This is a genomic window from Streptococcus sp. OMI750 (genome assembly GCF_047463895.1).
Taxonomy (GTDB): Bacteria; Bacillota; Bacilli; order Lactobacillales; family Streptococcaceae; genus Streptococcus.
Genome location: NZ_JASHCZ010000003.1, coordinates 195,900 through 209,412 on the forward strand (window position 1 = coordinate 195,900; position 13,513 = coordinate 209,412).

Annotated in this window: 14 protein-coding genes and 1 tRNA gene; 5 read left to right on the forward strand and 10 right to left on the reverse strand. The window is 39.7% G+C overall.

Annotated features, from left to right (window positions below; genetic code table 11):
* Window positions 1-3: 3 nt before the first annotated feature.
* The 5 genes from QM830_RS07560 to QM830_RS07580 all read left to right on the forward strand — a co-directional run bounded on the left by QM830_RS07560 (window position 4) and on the right by QM830_RS07580 (window position 3,503).
* Window positions 4-76, forward strand: a tRNA-Lys gene (locus tag QM830_RS07560).
* Window positions 77-171: 95 nt separating this feature from the next.
* The gene (locus QM830_RS07565; protein ID WP_225305933.1) at window positions 172-588 is read left to right on the forward strand and encodes a helix-turn-helix domain-containing protein; all 417 of its coding nucleotides are present in this window, start codon (window positions 172-174) and stop codon (window positions 586-588) included.
* Between the two features lie 217 nt (window positions 589-805).
* Complete coding sequence (locus QM830_RS07570) at window positions 806-1,321, forward strand: HdeD family acid-resistance protein (RefSeq protein WP_003004261.1); 516 nt, start codon at window positions 806-808, stop codon at window positions 1,319-1,321.
* Window positions 1,322-1,777: 456 nt separating this feature from the next.
* A complete protein-coding gene (locus QM830_RS07575; RefSeq protein WP_414326389.1) occupies window positions 1,778-2,179 on the forward strand; it encodes an XRE family transcriptional regulator in 402 nt (133 codons plus the stop codon).
* Window positions 2,180-2,492: 313 nt separating this feature from the next.
* Window positions 2,493-3,503 carry a YeiH family protein gene (locus QM830_RS07580; RefSeq protein WP_003009857.1) on the forward strand — a complete coding sequence of 337 codons (1,011 nt, stop codon included), beginning with the start codon at window positions 2,493-2,495 and terminating at the stop codon, window positions 3,501-3,503.
* 486 nt (window positions 3,504-3,989) lie between these two features.
* On the opposite strand, the gene QM830_RS07585 is transcribed toward QM830_RS07580, so the two are convergent.
* The 10 genes from QM830_RS07585 to QM830_RS07630 all read right to left on the reverse strand — a co-directional run bounded on the left by QM830_RS07585 (window position 3,990) and on the right by QM830_RS07630 (window position 13,501).
* Window positions 3,990-4,697: an ABC transporter gene (locus QM830_RS07585; RefSeq protein ID WP_414326309.1), complete on the reverse strand. Its 708-nt coding sequence runs from the start codon at window positions 4,695-4,697 to the stop codon at window positions 3,990-3,992.
* Window positions 4,694-5,374 (reverse strand): ABC transporter ATP-binding protein, encoded by a 681-nt coding sequence (locus QM830_RS07590; RefSeq protein WP_414326311.1) that lies wholly within the window; start codon window positions 5,372-5,374, stop codon window positions 4,694-4,696. Before QM830_RS07590 ends, QM830_RS07585 begins: the two co-directional genes overlap by 4 nt.
* A gap of 347 nt (window positions 5,375-5,721) precedes the next feature.
* Window positions 5,722-7,008 (reverse strand): sensor histidine kinase, encoded by a 1,287-nt coding sequence (locus QM830_RS07595; RefSeq protein ID WP_414326312.1) that lies wholly within the window; start codon window positions 7,006-7,008, stop codon window positions 5,722-5,724.
* Between the two features lie 31 nt (window positions 7,009-7,039).
* Window positions 7,040-7,774 carry a response regulator transcription factor gene (locus QM830_RS07600; RefSeq protein ID WP_414326314.1) on the reverse strand — a complete coding sequence of 245 codons (735 nt, stop codon included), beginning with the start codon at window positions 7,772-7,774 and terminating at the stop codon, window positions 7,040-7,042.
* A gap of 1,048 nt (window positions 7,775-8,822) precedes the next feature.
* A complete protein-coding gene (gene groL, locus QM830_RS07605) occupies window positions 8,823-10,448 on the reverse strand; it encodes a chaperonin GroEL (RefSeq protein ID WP_414326315.1) in 1,626 nt (541 codons plus the stop codon).
* 18 nt (window positions 10,449-10,466) lie between these two features.
* Window positions 10,467-10,748, reverse strand: coding sequence for a co-chaperone GroES (gene groES, locus QM830_RS07610; RefSeq protein WP_414326317.1), 282 nt, complete (start codon window positions 10,746-10,748; stop codon window positions 10,467-10,469).
* A gap of 130 nt (window positions 10,749-10,878) precedes the next feature.
* The gene (locus QM830_RS07615) at window positions 10,879-11,172 is read right to left on the reverse strand and encodes a DUF202 domain-containing protein (protein ID WP_414326319.1); all 294 of its coding nucleotides are present in this window, start codon (window positions 11,170-11,172) and stop codon (window positions 10,879-10,881) included.
* A 97-nt stretch (window positions 11,173-11,269) separates the two neighbouring features.
* Window positions 11,270-12,124 carry a PTS system mannose/fructose/sorbose family transporter subunit IID gene (locus tag QM830_RS07620; RefSeq protein ID WP_195423977.1) on the reverse strand — a complete coding sequence of 285 codons (855 nt, stop codon included), beginning with the start codon at window positions 12,122-12,124 and terminating at the stop codon, window positions 11,270-11,272.
* Window positions 12,108-12,950, reverse strand: coding sequence for a PTS mannose/fructose/sorbose/N-acetylgalactosamine transporter subunit IIC (locus tag QM830_RS07625; RefSeq protein WP_009732092.1), 843 nt, complete (start codon window positions 12,948-12,950; stop codon window positions 12,108-12,110). Before QM830_RS07625 ends, QM830_RS07620 begins: the two co-directional genes overlap by 17 nt.
* 56 nt (window positions 12,951-13,006) lie before the next feature.
* The gene (locus tag QM830_RS07630) at window positions 13,007-13,501 is read right to left on the reverse strand and encodes a PTS system mannose/fructose/N-acetylgalactosamine-transporter subunit IIB (protein WP_000261775.1); all 495 of its coding nucleotides are present in this window, start codon (window positions 13,499-13,501) and stop codon (window positions 13,007-13,009) included.
* Window positions 13,502-13,513 lie beyond the last annotated feature (12 nt).

Genomic DNA, 13,513 nt, shown 5'->3' on the forward strand with positions numbered 1-13,513 from the left:
TTTGCCTCCTTAGCTCAGTTGGTAGAGCAGTAGACTCTTAATCTATGGGTCACAGGTTCGAGCCCTGTAGGGGGCATCAAACTTCAACAGTAAAAGCCTTGATAACCAAGGCTTTTTTGCTTGTCTTAAGAGCATTTGCCCCATCATTTGCCCCACATTTTTTTATGAGCAATCTTTCCAGACATCTCTGATTACGAAAAACAAAAAAGCTATCCTACCTTTGCAAATTTGGATAAGATAGCAGAATATTTTAATGCAACTCCAACCCAACTATTTGGAACGAGTAAAGAGATTGAGTTAGAAAAGAGTGTTCTTGAATCTAATGAATACTCTGATAAAGTAAGTGAGATTTTAAAAGCTGTCAAATACATCGAAGATTTTCTAGAAACTGATGGACAGTACTTAGAGGATTTACTTTACTTAACAAGAGGCAACCAACTATACACAGAAGATGGAGATGAGTTGTATATTGATCCAACTTCTCAGAAAAGAACACTTCATAACCAATATGAACCTGGTTTTATTGAAGCAAGGGATAAATCTCCACTAGAACTCTTAATTGAAAATAAGGAATTGTTTGATAAATAGAAAAAGCGAGGATAACCTCGCTTCAGATTGAAGTTAAAATCTTTAGAAGACACTTTTATAAGGACTTTGTCTTCAATCTGTGAAAAGGAGTGAAAACTCCTTTTCTTTTTGTAAGTCAGACTGAAACTTCCAAATTGTTTATTTATTTTATTGACATTTTCTATAAAAATAAGTACAATAGTTTTATTAGAAACTATACTATATAGGGGGTATTGAAATGAAATTTTCTAATCGTTTACTGCTATTCCTTGCAGGAGTTGTTTTTGTCCTTTTAGGACTTTTCCTATTTACAAACCCAGTAGCTAATCTTGTTGCTTACAGCTGGTGGATTTCATTTGGTTTACTGGTTTCTTCTATAGCAGCTATTTTAGGCTATTTCTCTGCACCAAAAGAGCTTCGCTCACCTGTTTATCTTTTCCAAGGATTTGTTAGTCTTCTCTTAGCTCTTTACCTCGTTGCTTATGGCTTTGTGACCCTGCCGGTCGTCATTCCGACCATTGTAGGAATTTGGTTAATTGTAGAAGCCATTATTGCTTTCTTTAAAGGCAATCGTCTAAGATTGATTTTCCCTATTATTGGTAGCAATATCATGTGGGTAGCCTTGCTTGAATTTTTACTAGGTCTAGTGATTCTGTTCAATCCAGTGGCTACAGGTGTCTTTGTCGTTTATGTCATTGCCTTTTCATTTTTAGTTACTGGCTTCACCTACATTATTGAGGCCTTTCGTAAATAGTCTAGTTGCTATTTCTATCGCATTCAAAAAAGCTGGGAAATCATATTCTCAGCTTTTTCGTCTCTTTAATTATCACTTTTTCGCATTCCATTCTACGTAGAAATTTGTTTTTCCATTTTATTCTCCAATTTGATCTCGCACTGACATTTATTTATAACAAAACTATATATCTAGAATAGCATAATCATTAGGTATTATAGGTTTTCAAACAAAATACGAGTCATTCGTTTTTGCCCCGCTTTTGCCCCATTTTTAAATCCTGACATTGAAAATACCTAAAAGTATTTCCCTAAAATCAGCTATATTTCAACATTTTTGTTTATTTTCAATATGAAAAGTTCTTACAAATCCATGCAGGGGGCATATAAACAACAGGAAAAAGCCTTGAAATCAAGGCTTTTTTGTTGTTCTAAAGTAGGTTTATCCCCCATTTTTTTATGAACTGCCTTTCCAGACATCTCTGATTATGAAAAACAAAAAAGCTATCCTACCTTTGCAAATTTGGATAAGATAGCAGAATATTTTAATGCAACTCCAACTCAACTTTTTGGAACTAGTAAAGAGATTGAATTAGAAAAGAGTGTTCTTGAATCGAATGAATACTCTGATAAAGTAAGTGAGATCTTAAAAGCTGTCAAATACATCGAGCATTTCCTACATACTAATGGACAGCACTTAGAAGATTTACTTTACCTAACAAGAGGCAAACAACTATACACAGAAGATGGAGATGAGTTGTATATTGATCCAACTTCTCAGAAAAGAACATTTCATAACCAATATGAACCTGGTTTTATTGTAGCAAGAGAGAAATCTCCACTCGAACTCTTAATTGAAAATAAGGAGCTATTAGATTAAAAAAGCGAGGATATGTACTGATCCCAAAAGTTAGATTTTTTCTGTCTAACTTTTGGGATCAGTACATTTTCAACTCTCTTATTTATTTTCTTATCTCACATAATTACTTCACATATCCAGGCTCATCAAATTCATTTTTTTCAATAACATATGCCACATTTGCATCCTTATTGATCAAAGAACATATATCTATTAAACTACAAAAGCTCTCTGACCGCAAAATTCCGTTAATTTACAACCTTATTCCTACTTTCTATTTTACTTTTCTGACAGATAAGATTATAATAAGAAGTATTTATTTTCGGAGGTTTTTATGTCATTTCTATCAAAAAATTGGGCAGGACTGTTAGTCTGTCTGATCATTTCTATCATCTCTTGGGTTTTAGGAGGCTTTCTGCCTGTTGTGGGAGCACCTGTTTTCGCCATTTTTATCGGAATGATTCTCTACCCCTTTCTCACTCCCTATAAACAACTGGATGCTGGTTTGACTTATAGCTCCAAAAAATTGCTTCAGTATGCTGTTATCTTACTTGGTTTTGGACTCAATATCTCTCAAGTTTTCGCAGTTGGAAAATCTTCCCTTCCTGTCATCCTTTCGACTATTTCTATCGCTTTAATTATTGCTTTCTTTTTCCAACGATTTTTTAACATGGATACAAAGCTAGCTACCTTGATTGGGGTAGGCTCTTCTATCTGTGGCGGTTCTGCCATTGCAGCGACTGCTCCTGTTATTCACGCCAAGGAAAAAGAAGTAGCCCAAGCCATTTCTGTTATCTTTTTCTTCAATGTCTTGGCAGCTCTTATCTTTCCAACTCTAGGTTCTTGGCTCCATCTCTCCAACGAAGGTTTTGCTCTCTTTGCGGGTACTGCGGTCAACGATACTTCCTCTGTAACAGCCACAGCTAGCGCCTGGGATAGTCTGTATCATACCAATACTCTAGAATCTGCAACCATTGTCAAACTGACTCGTACCTTAGCTATTATCCCTATTACTCTCTTCCTCTCCTATTGGCAAAGCCGTCAACAAGACAACAACCAAGGAGTAAAGCTTAAAAAAATCTTCCCCGTTTTCATTCTCTACTTCATCCTAGCTTCTCTGCTAACTACCGTCCTTACTTCTTTTGGTGTTAGCAATAGCTTCTTTTCACCTCTCAAACAGCTCTCCAAATTCCTCATCATCATGGCTATGAGTGCTATTGGTCTCAAAACTAACCTCGTTGCTATGATCAAATCCAGTGGAAAATCCATTCTTCTTGGAGCCCTTTGCTGGATCGCTATCATCCTGACTAGTCTTGGCATGCAATTACTCATCGGTATTTTCTAAGAAAAAAGGGGGCCTAAAGGCTACCTCAGAACGTAGACAAACGTCATTTTTGGCGTTTGTCTTTTTGTATCTTCAAAGATATTTTGTCTTATCATCTACTATTCCATCCAAAAATCTGATTTAAAGCAAAATAAAAAGGGATATTCCCTATCCATTTCGATAATTTTTTCATTAATTTGTTTTTCCATTTTATCCTCCGATTAGTCTCGCACTGATATTTATTGATAACAACACTATATTTCTAGTATAGCATAATCATTAGATATTATAGGTTTTCAAACCAAATGAGAGTTATTCGTTTTTGCCCCACTTTTGCCCCATTTTGAAATAATTGCATTTAAATTCTCTTTAATTATCTTCCGAAAATCACTTATATTTCAATATTTTTAATTTCTTTCAAGATGAAAAAGCCTCCAAAATCCATGTAGGGGGCATTTTTTATGCACAAAAAGCCTTGAGAACAACTCAAGGCTTTTTTAACTGCTCCTAGTTCCCCATTTCCCCTTTGGGTACGAGCAGATAGAAAAACAGCAAATTCAATCCAAATACGGCAACAAAGAGCGCTAATTGGGTGGCATCAATTGTTTGTTTCTCAGTCAAATCTTGGATCAACTTTGTATAATAATAGCCTGGGAATACCCGTTGTAGCTTGCCAACCAAGTCCATAAATCCTCCACTTGCGCCAAGCGTATCAAAGGGAATAATGGTCATGGCTGCCAAAATAATAACAGGAAAGCCAATGGTATCAATCGTCTTGGCATCTACTCTGACCCCAAGTACAAAGCCAATCACGCTAAAATAGATCCCCATCAAGGATATGAGGAAAAATTGTACCAAAAGGCTAGTCGTCACTGGAAAGTGAAAACCTAGAACAGCAACTACTAGTACTGCTAAAAAGATCAAGCTGTTCAGAATCAGTTGTACGATGCTTTGATCCCATAAATAGTTCTTGACACTATAGCTTGTAAAGTGGGATTCAAAAGAATAAAACCCGATATCTGAGGCGATTCGCTTACTAAAAGTTGCAAGACTATTGCCAATGATCCCGATAAATACGGCAATGCCCAATAAAATACTTGGCGAAACCCCTTTTTGAAGCTGATAAAAGAAGATATACCAGCCTATGGGTAAAATAATGGTGAATAATACGAAGCGCTTATTTCGTAAAACTTGTTTTAATTGAATCTTTTTCATGCTTGTTCCCTTCCTTTATTCATCTCTTCTCGGAAATACTGCTCAATGGTTTGACCAGCCTGGTGAATGTCCTCAACAGCCTTTGTTGCAGCAATTCGACCCTCTTTTAAAATCAGGACTTTTGTAAAAAAGGCATCGATTTGGTTAAAATCATGGGTCACCACAACAGATGTAAACTCTTGCTGCTCCAGTAATTTCCAAAAATTATCCACTGCTTCCAAGTCCATGCCAGTCGTTGGCTCATCTAAAAAAATCAACTTTGGACGATTCAAAATAGTTAACAGCAAGGACAAGCGTCTCTTTTGACCACCAGAAAGACTTCCCACCATCTGCTCTCTTGATTCTCCCAATTCAACCATTTCTAAGAGTCCATTGATATCAGCCTGCTTCTGCTGATTCATCAGGCTTTTTAATTCGACGAATTCAGCAAGGGTTAGATCCTCGATGAGCAGATCCCCCTGAGGCATCATCCCAATTTCTTTTTGGAAATCAAGCGAAGTCTTTATCGTCCCCGAATCAGCCTGGAGCTTTCCAGCGATAATGTTGAACAGGGTGCTTTTACCTGCTCCATTATTTCCCAGCAAGGCAATTTTATCTCCTTCTTCTATCGAAAAAGACACCCCCTTTAATACAGCTTTCTCCTTAAATGATTTTGTAATAGATGCTACCTGAAACATACGATCCCTCTTTTCTTATTGATCTTGTGTCCATTATACGTCAAAGAGAAAGCCTTGGAGGCTCTCTGTCAGAATCGGTCAAAAAATCGTCGTGAATGGTCAAAAAAGAGGCTGGGACAAAAGTCCTAGCCTCTCAATTATTTTTGGATTGTCGAGCAAGATGCAGTGGTTGAGTGCTCAAAGCACTGCTTTGAGGTGGCGGATAGATCTTGCGAAGCAAGTATCCTAAGTCTTTGTTCGCTTTTTAAGCTTCAAAGATGCCCTATGTTGACGGAAACTATGTTTCCTTTATCTGCAAACCTTCAACAGTCTCCCAGACTGTTGAAGCTGTCCCACTCTCTCTTCCATTATTCCTTCCAAAAGGTCAGGCTCTGGGTAAATCGGTAGTTTGAACTCTTGGTAGACACTATCGTTTTGGGATACTTTTCCAGTAATTGTTGGATCTTGTACAAGCCAAGACCGCGACCATCTCCTTTACTTGAGTAGTCCTTTTCAAAAATTCTCGCCAGATCTATTTTTTCAGCTTTTGTACTATTTTCAACTATTAAGATGAGGGAGTTTCCCTCCTGGAGCATGGCAAGAGTCAGCTGTGGGTCATCTGATTCAAGACTCGCTTCAATAGCATTGTCACAAAGGATGGATAAGAAGGTGATGAAATCTAAAACCTCGATGAATAAATCACGAACAGGTTCATCGATCTCGACAGAGATCCCAATCCCTTTGTTTTGAGCCTCCAACAATTTTGCGGACAGAACACTTTTTACAGCTGGATTCTCGATGTGACTGAGTTTGGCAATATCAAACTTGCTATCGTAAAATTGTTGGCCACTCTCTCGAAGAACATTCTCATAGACTTCCCTGATCGCATTGAGATCTTCATGCTCAATACTTAACTTGAGACTGGTTAAAATATTCAGGTAATCATGACGAAAGGCACGAATCTCCCCGTAGAGCATTTCGACGTGTTGACTATAGGTGGCTAACTCCTGCAGTTGCCTATCTTTTTGCTCTAGAATCTCTTGTTTCAATCGTTCTTTGGACACTGCATTGAAATACAAGAGCATCACAAAAAACAAAATCAAATAAATACTATTTAAATGTTCCCGTAAAGCATCTGCATGCGGAATAGCATCCTCAAAAACCACCAGACCTACAACACTGACTAAATACACAAACATAGAAAGATCCATTGGGAGTAAGAAACGATTAAAAAACTGCCGTTGAAACCCTACTTTTAAATCTGTAAAATCTAGTTTTAACAATTTAGTAAGCCCTAAATAGACAGGAAAGACCAGCAATTCAAGTAGAGCATCGTACCAGCTGACAGATGCCTCATGAACAAGTACAATCCCTAGCATTGGAAAGACATAAAAGGCTAAGAGACGCCCAATGAGACTCTCCATGACAACCGGATAGAGCCCGTAAAAAATATTCAAAAGGTGTCGTATGTTACGATTTCGATAGAAACTATAGGCAATAAATACTAAGAAATAGCCAAAAAAGCCTACCGGTGGCACAAGGGTAAAGATAATTGCAAAGAGGAAGGGGCACAAAAAGAGCCAGCGCAAGGCGAACTCTTGTCTACTGATATGACGATAGATCAGCATGCTGACGAAGAACTTTAGGTAAGACATTAGAATATCTAACAGCAATTTCTTCTCCCTTCTATTTTTTCAAAGCTTCTAGTAAGCCTCTATACTTGGTCCGTGAGATCAAGCAATTGTCCCCATTTTCAAAAAAAGCTTTCTTGGCTTCTTTATCAATCTTCGTAATATTTTGTGGATTCACCACAAAGGAGCGGTGGCACCGATACAAGCGGGGATCTGCTTTTTCGATATCGGTAATACTGGCATAAAATTCTAATCGCTCATCCTGGGTGTGTAAAATAACCTTGTGAATGGTTGGAGACGTTTCAACATACAAAATCTTATTAAAGGGAACTTGTACACGCGCCATCGCACTCTCAAATGTAAAAGCATCTTGCGCAATCGTGGTCCCAGCTTGCTCCAAGGTATAGTCGATGGCCGAGTTGATTCTTTTTCTGAACTCTTCTTCGCTCAGCGTTTTATCAATAAAATCCAAGGCGGCTACTTTGTACTGAAAGGTAATGGGCATGAATTCAGAGTGAGTGGTGACAAAGACAATGGTCGCATGGGGATCTTTCTTACGAATCTCTTTTGCGATCTCTAGACCCTTTTTCTCCTCACCTTTAATCTCGATATCTAAAAAGAATAGGTGATGAGCGCCTCTCTCTGTGATAGCATCCAGCAACTGACTGGACTTTCCAAACACTTCTGGCGCTTTGCATTGCAAGGATTTTTGACGGATGAGATCCTGCAAGACTGCTTCGATACGCGATTGTTGGATCCATTCATCTTCTAACACAAAAATCTTCAACAAAGTCCTCGCTCCTTCCCCTCGACGAATATGTTCTATTTTACCATAAATGATGGCTGCTGAGCCACCCTTTCAAAGTAGACTCAAAAGGCATTCTATCTTTTTCTCCTTAACAAGAAAAAACTCTCCCGGAGGAATCCGGAAGAGCTTGCGCAAGGGGAATTTGAAAAATATTTTTTAATATGAAAAAGGTCGATAAAATCTACACTATGTTCAAACTCTCATTTTACTAACAGCGATATTACGATCAAGTTTTATTGTCAATAGACATGTATGTGGGAAGTTCTCCCCTTGCAACAATGTAGACTTGTGATCTACTCTTAATAGTATACACTAGAATTATTACAAAATCAGTTAATTTGTATTGCAATTTGTTGGCAAATGCTCCTCCACAAAAAAATACCGCAAACGCTTGATTCCCAGGTATTTACACAAATCCTCTTTAACTAGTATTTATCATTTCTGTTACAAAATTTAAAATAAAAATATTATTCCATGACAAATGAAATTCCCTAAGTACGATAAAAAAGGAGGAACAATACTTTCCTCCCTTTGAGCTAGTCAGACGATTAGCCAGACATCACAATAGCGGTTGGCGTCAAATGATGAGAGGCAAACCTCAATCGTGTACCAGTTACGACAGAAAATAAAGAAGGCCGATCTTGCCTTCTTTATTTTACATAGGTTACGACGTGAAAAGGGAGAAACGATACTTTCCTCCCTTTGATCTAGTAAGACGATTAGCCAGACATCACAATAGCGGTTGGCGTCAAATGATGAGAGGCAAAGCCTCAATCATGTACCGGTTACGACAGAAAATAAAGAAGGCCAATAATGCCTTCTTTGTTTTCTTAGTAAGACACTTCGGCAAGGCACCATAGTGCTTGCCATAACAATAAATGCACCTGATAAATTAACCAAGGAGTTACGACGCGGAAAAGGGAGGAACGATACTTTCCTCCCTTTGAGCTAGTAAGATGATTAGGTAGACCGCAATATAGCGGCTACCGTCCAATGATTCGGTGCTTTAGCACCAATCATTGGTATCAGGTTACATCATTCCCCCCATCATACTTGGATCCATTCCTGGTCCTGCTGGGGCTGCTGGTTCTGGTTTGTTGGCTACGACTGCTTCGGTTGTCAAAATGAGACTAGCAACGGAAGCTGCATTTTGAAGGGCTGAACGACTGACTTTAACAGGGTCGATGATTCCTGCATCAATCATATTTACCCATTCACCTGTCGCAGCATTGAAACCTGTTCCGACTTCTGCATGTTTCAAGCGATCAATCACAATAGATCCTTCATAACCAGCATTGTGAGCAATTTGGCGTACTGGCTCTTCCAAGGCACGAAGAACGATATTGCGTCCTGTCGCTTCATCTCCTTCCAATTCAAGGCCTGCGACTGCAGAGATAACATTGACAAGAGCTGTACCACCTCCGGCAACGATCCCTTCTTCAACAGCTGCACGAGTCGCATTGAGGGCATCTTCGATACGGAGTTTCATTTCTTTCAATTCTGTTTCTGTTGCAGCACCGACCTTGATAACTGCTACCCCGCCTGATAATTTGGCCAAGCGTTCTTGCATTTTTTCACGGTCAAACTCAGACGTAGATGTCTCAATTTGTGACTTGATGATAGCAATACGGTTGGCAATTGTTTCTGGGTTACCTGCCCCTTCTACAATGACGGTAGTGTCCTTGTCTACTGTTACCTTCGCTGCTTGACCAAGGGCTTCAATGGTTGCATCTTTCAATTCCAAACCAAGATCATCTGTAATGACTGTACCACCTGTCAAGATGGCGATATCTTCTAGCATAGCTTTACGACGATCTCCAAATCCAGGAGCTTTAACAGCTACAACATTAAAGGTACCGCGGATCTTGTTCAAGACAAGTGTTGGAAGTGCTTCCCCATCTACGTCATCTGCGATGATCAAGAGCGGACGGTTGCTTTGAAGAATGCTTTCCAACAATGGCAAGATTTCTTGGATATTTGAGATCTTCTTGTCCGTAATCAAAATGTATGGATTTTCAAGATCGGCTACCATTTTTTCATTGTCAGTAACCATGTATTGTGAGAGGTAACCACGGTCAAACTGCATTCCTTCAACCACTTCAAGCTCGGTTTCCATTCCACGAGACTCTTCAATGGTGATCACCCCATCTTTGCCAACTTTTTCCATGGCTTCAGAGATGTACTCACCGACTTTTTCAGAACGCGAAGACACGGCAGCTACTTGAGCAATGGCTTCCTTGCTCGATACTGGAATCGCAGTATTTTTCAAAGCTTCTACTGCTGTTGCAACAGCAGTCTCAATCCCACGACGGATACCGATTGGATTCGCCCCTGCTGTAACGTTCTTGATCCCTTCACGGACGATAGCTTGGGTCAAGACTGTTGCAGTTGTTGTACCGTCACCTGCGATATCATTGGTCTTAGAAGCAACTTCTGATACCAATTTGGCACCCATATTTTCGAAATGGTCTTCCAATTCGATTTCTTTGGCGATGGTCACCCCGTCATTTGTGATCAATGGAGAACCAAATGATTTTTCAAGAACCACATTGCGTCCTTTAGGGCCCAAAGTAACTTTCACTGTATCTGCTAAGACATCGACACCACGGACCATTGCAGAACGTGCATCAGATGAAAATTTAATATCTTTTGCCATTTTTTTACCTCTCTTCTCTTAGTCTACAATTGCTAGAATACTTGAAGTTCCGACAATGATGTAGTTTTCGTCCCCATCTTTAACATCAATCCCTGCATGGCTTTCCACCAAAACTTGATCTCCTGCTTTTACAGCTGGGGCGATGAGTTCACCACTAAGGGTACGCACACCTTCACCAACGGCTACTACTTCAGCTGTTTTTGTATCGGACTTGCTCGCACCAGCGAGAACAAAACCTCCAACAGTCTGTTCTTTTTCTTCTACTTTTAAGACCACGCGGTCTCCTAATGGTTTTAACATTGTCGTTCCTCCATACTTGTATTTTAGCACTCTAGTCACTCAAGTGCTAACCTATGTTTCTATTGTATCACTTGGTCAGAAATAGTCAAGAAAAAAACACCTCAAAAATAGATGAGATGTTTCTCAAATTTCAATTTAAAATTGTCAATTTTTGATTGAAATCTTCGATCACTTTTTGAAGATTGATCCGCCCGCGGTAGATACCATATCCAAAAACAATCATGCCTAAAATTCCAACCAAGGCTAGTAAAATCCCGAGGATCAAGAGTGGGAGGAAACTTTTGTGAAAGAGATAGATCAATACCACACCAATACTGGCAATGATAAAGAGTAAGCTAAACCAACGACCAAGGTTTTCAAGCATGTGACGTTGGTACTTGATTTCTGTTTCATATCCATTGACAAGTTCTTGTTTTGTAACCATGGGATTCCTCCTGATAAAAATTGAGAATGAAGTGCAAGTAAAGGAGGTCCATTCACTTCATTCTCAAAAACTCCTACTAGCAAATTCTTTTTTTACCTTAGTATTTAAGATGTGGGTCAAAGATACCAAGGGCAACACCGATCAAAGCAACTACAACGAGAAGTAACATAACTTTGTTTGGTGAAATTTTTTTCTTAGACATCAACCACCAGCAAAGAGTGATGACGGCTGCTGTCAAGAGACCTGGATAAACACCATCGATCTTTTCTTGGATGTTCAAGAAGACTTTTCCTTCAGAATTCTTGAATTGAAGGGCTGTTGTAACAGATACCCAAGTAGCTGCTACGGCACCTATAACCATACCACCGACAACGCTGATCGCTTTACGAAGAGCTTGTCCTTTTGGTCCTACAAGGAATTCAACGGCTTTATCCCCTAATTGGTAACCTTTGAAGAAGGCAAAGCGCATACCAAAGTAAACCAAGAGATTCCATACGACGATGTAGAAGAGAGCACCAGCGATGTTCCCACCCTTAGAAAGGCCAAGGGCAATCCCTAAAAGAACGGGAATCAAGGTACCAACGACCAATGAGTCACCAATACCAGCGATTGGTCCCATCAAACCGGCACGCATACCGTTGATGGTTTCGCCATCCACTGCATCTCCGTTTGCACGCGCTTCTTCCAAACCAGCTGTTATCCCTACAACAAGAGATCCAAGTTGTGGTTCAGTGTTGAAGAAGGCCGTATAGGTTTGCATCGCATCTTTTTGTTCTTCTTTTGTGTCATACATTTCTTCTACGATTGGAAGCATAGAAGTCAAGTAACCGAAGGTTTGCATATGTTCTTGAGAGAAACAAGTCAAATGACCATAATACCAATGATGGAATGCTTTTGCTAATGTTTTCTTTGAAATTTTCTTTCTATCAGCCATTTTAAATATCCTCCTCATCATCGTCTAGGTCCACCACTCCGGCTGGAGCAGCTTTCATCGATTTGATCACTTCAAGTTCATAGTAGATTACTGCAAAGATTAATGAAACAACGGCACTAGCTACCAAGTTCAAACCGAGAGATTTCGCCAAGGTAAATCCAACAAAGAATGGAATGAAGTCAGTTGCTTCTGTAACAATTTGTTTCAACAAGATGGCAATACCGACACATGGGAGGAGAGCACCAACTGTAAAGAGGGCTTTCATCCAGTAACCATCCATAGGAAGGTATTGTTTCATCAAATCAACCATGTTTTCACCATATTTGGTGATAATCATTGTTGGAAGGAAAGAGAAGAGGAAGTGAGAGATCCAAGGGTAAACCCAGTCTACTGCGTAGAGTTTTTTGAAGTTTCCTTCTGCAACGGCTTTCCAACCAATATGTTGCCATACCAAGTTCATAGTAGCGGTACCGTAGAAAAGAACTGTACCGATTGTCCCAACGGCTGCACCGATTGGAGCTGCAGCTGCAGCGATTCCAGCTTCATCTGTGATGTGATTGGCATGCACAAACAAGATAGCAAGAGGAATACCGATGTAAGAGATGGCACGCACATCGGCAGATACGGTACCACCAGGTGTTACCAAGGCGATATAAACGACTTGAAGGGCAACCCCGACCATAATACCAGTTGTCACATCTCCAAGAATTAAACCTGAAATCAACCCACCGATCAAGGGACGACCGAGTGTATAGTTCCCGATACTGGTACCTCCCATACCAGGCATTGAAGACAAGCTGGCGAAAATACCAAGCAAGATTGCTTGAATCCATGAAATTGTCATAACAAACGCTCCTTTTGTTTGTAAATTTACTTACCTAACAGATAAGACTGTTAGTTTTAAAAACCAAATTTTGATTTGAAATCATCCCAATAACCGATGGAAACATCTGGCAACAACTGGAATTTCACCTTGTAGCCTGCTGCTTGAATGGCTTGGAAGGCTTCTGCTTCTTCCTGAGTGATGGATTGGTTATTTCCCAATTTCACAGCTCCAGGACGATCATTTGCAGGGCCAACAATGATTTCTTTGACATCACCTGGGACAAACCCTTGGTCAACCAAAATTTCCTTCATATCGATTGGATTCTTGGTGATCAAGAAGTAACGACTATCTGATTCCGTTACTTTTGCTGATTTTTCCTTAAAGGCTTCCTTTGTCCATACAAAAGTTTTCTTGTCTGATGCGCCTTTGTAAGCTTGAATCAAAACCTTGTTTGATGCTGCAGCATCGTTTACGGCAATCAAACCATCACATGGTTTTTCTTTTGCCCAGCGTGTGACTGTTTGACCGTGAATCATGCGGTCATCAATCCGTACAAATGTTACTACCATAAGGTACCTCCC

What these genes read in the sequence shown, in the direction of transcription:
- groL (WP_414326315.1), bottom strand. Translation starts at nt 10,448, where the DNA reads ATGGCAAAAGATATTAAATTTTCATCTGATGCACGTTCTGCAATGGTC.
- QM830_RS07590 (WP_414326311.1), bottom strand. Translation starts at nt 5,374, where the DNA reads ATGTTTCAGGTAGCATCTATTACAAAATCATTTAAGGAGAAAGCTGTA.
- QM830_RS07615 (WP_414326319.1), bottom strand. Translation starts at nt 11,172, where the DNA reads ATGGTTACAAAACAAGAACTTGTCAATGGATATGAAACAGAAATCAAG.
- QM830_RS07580 (WP_003009857.1), top strand. Translation starts at nt 2,493, where the DNA reads ATGTCATTTCTATCAAAAAATTGGGCAGGACTGTTAGTCTGTCTGATC.
- QM830_RS07620 (WP_195423977.1), bottom strand. Translation starts at nt 12,124, where the DNA reads ATGAGGAGGATATTTAAAATGGCTGATAGAAAGAAAATTTCAAAGAAA.
- QM830_RS07625 (WP_009732092.1), bottom strand. Translation starts at nt 12,950, where the DNA reads ATGACAATTTCATGGATTCAAGCAATCTTGCTTGGTATTTTCGCCAGC.
- QM830_RS07570 (WP_003004261.1), top strand. Translation starts at nt 806, where the DNA reads ATGAAATTTTCTAATCGTTTACTGCTATTCCTTGCAGGAGTTGTTTTT.
- groES (WP_414326317.1), bottom strand. Translation starts at nt 10,748, where the DNA reads ATGTTAAAACCATTAGGAGACCGCGTGGTCTTAAAAGTAGAAGAAAAA.
- QM830_RS07595 (WP_414326312.1), bottom strand. Translation starts at nt 7,008, where the DNA reads ATGTCTTACCTAAAGTTCTTCGTCAGCATGCTGATCTATCGTCATATC.
- QM830_RS07630 (WP_000261775.1), bottom strand. Translation starts at nt 13,501, where the DNA reads ATGGTAGTAACATTTGTACGGATTGATGACCGCATGATTCACGGTCAA.
- QM830_RS07585 (WP_414326309.1), bottom strand. Translation starts at nt 4,697, where the DNA reads ATGAAAAAGATTCAATTAAAACAAGTTTTACGAAATAAGCGCTTCGTA.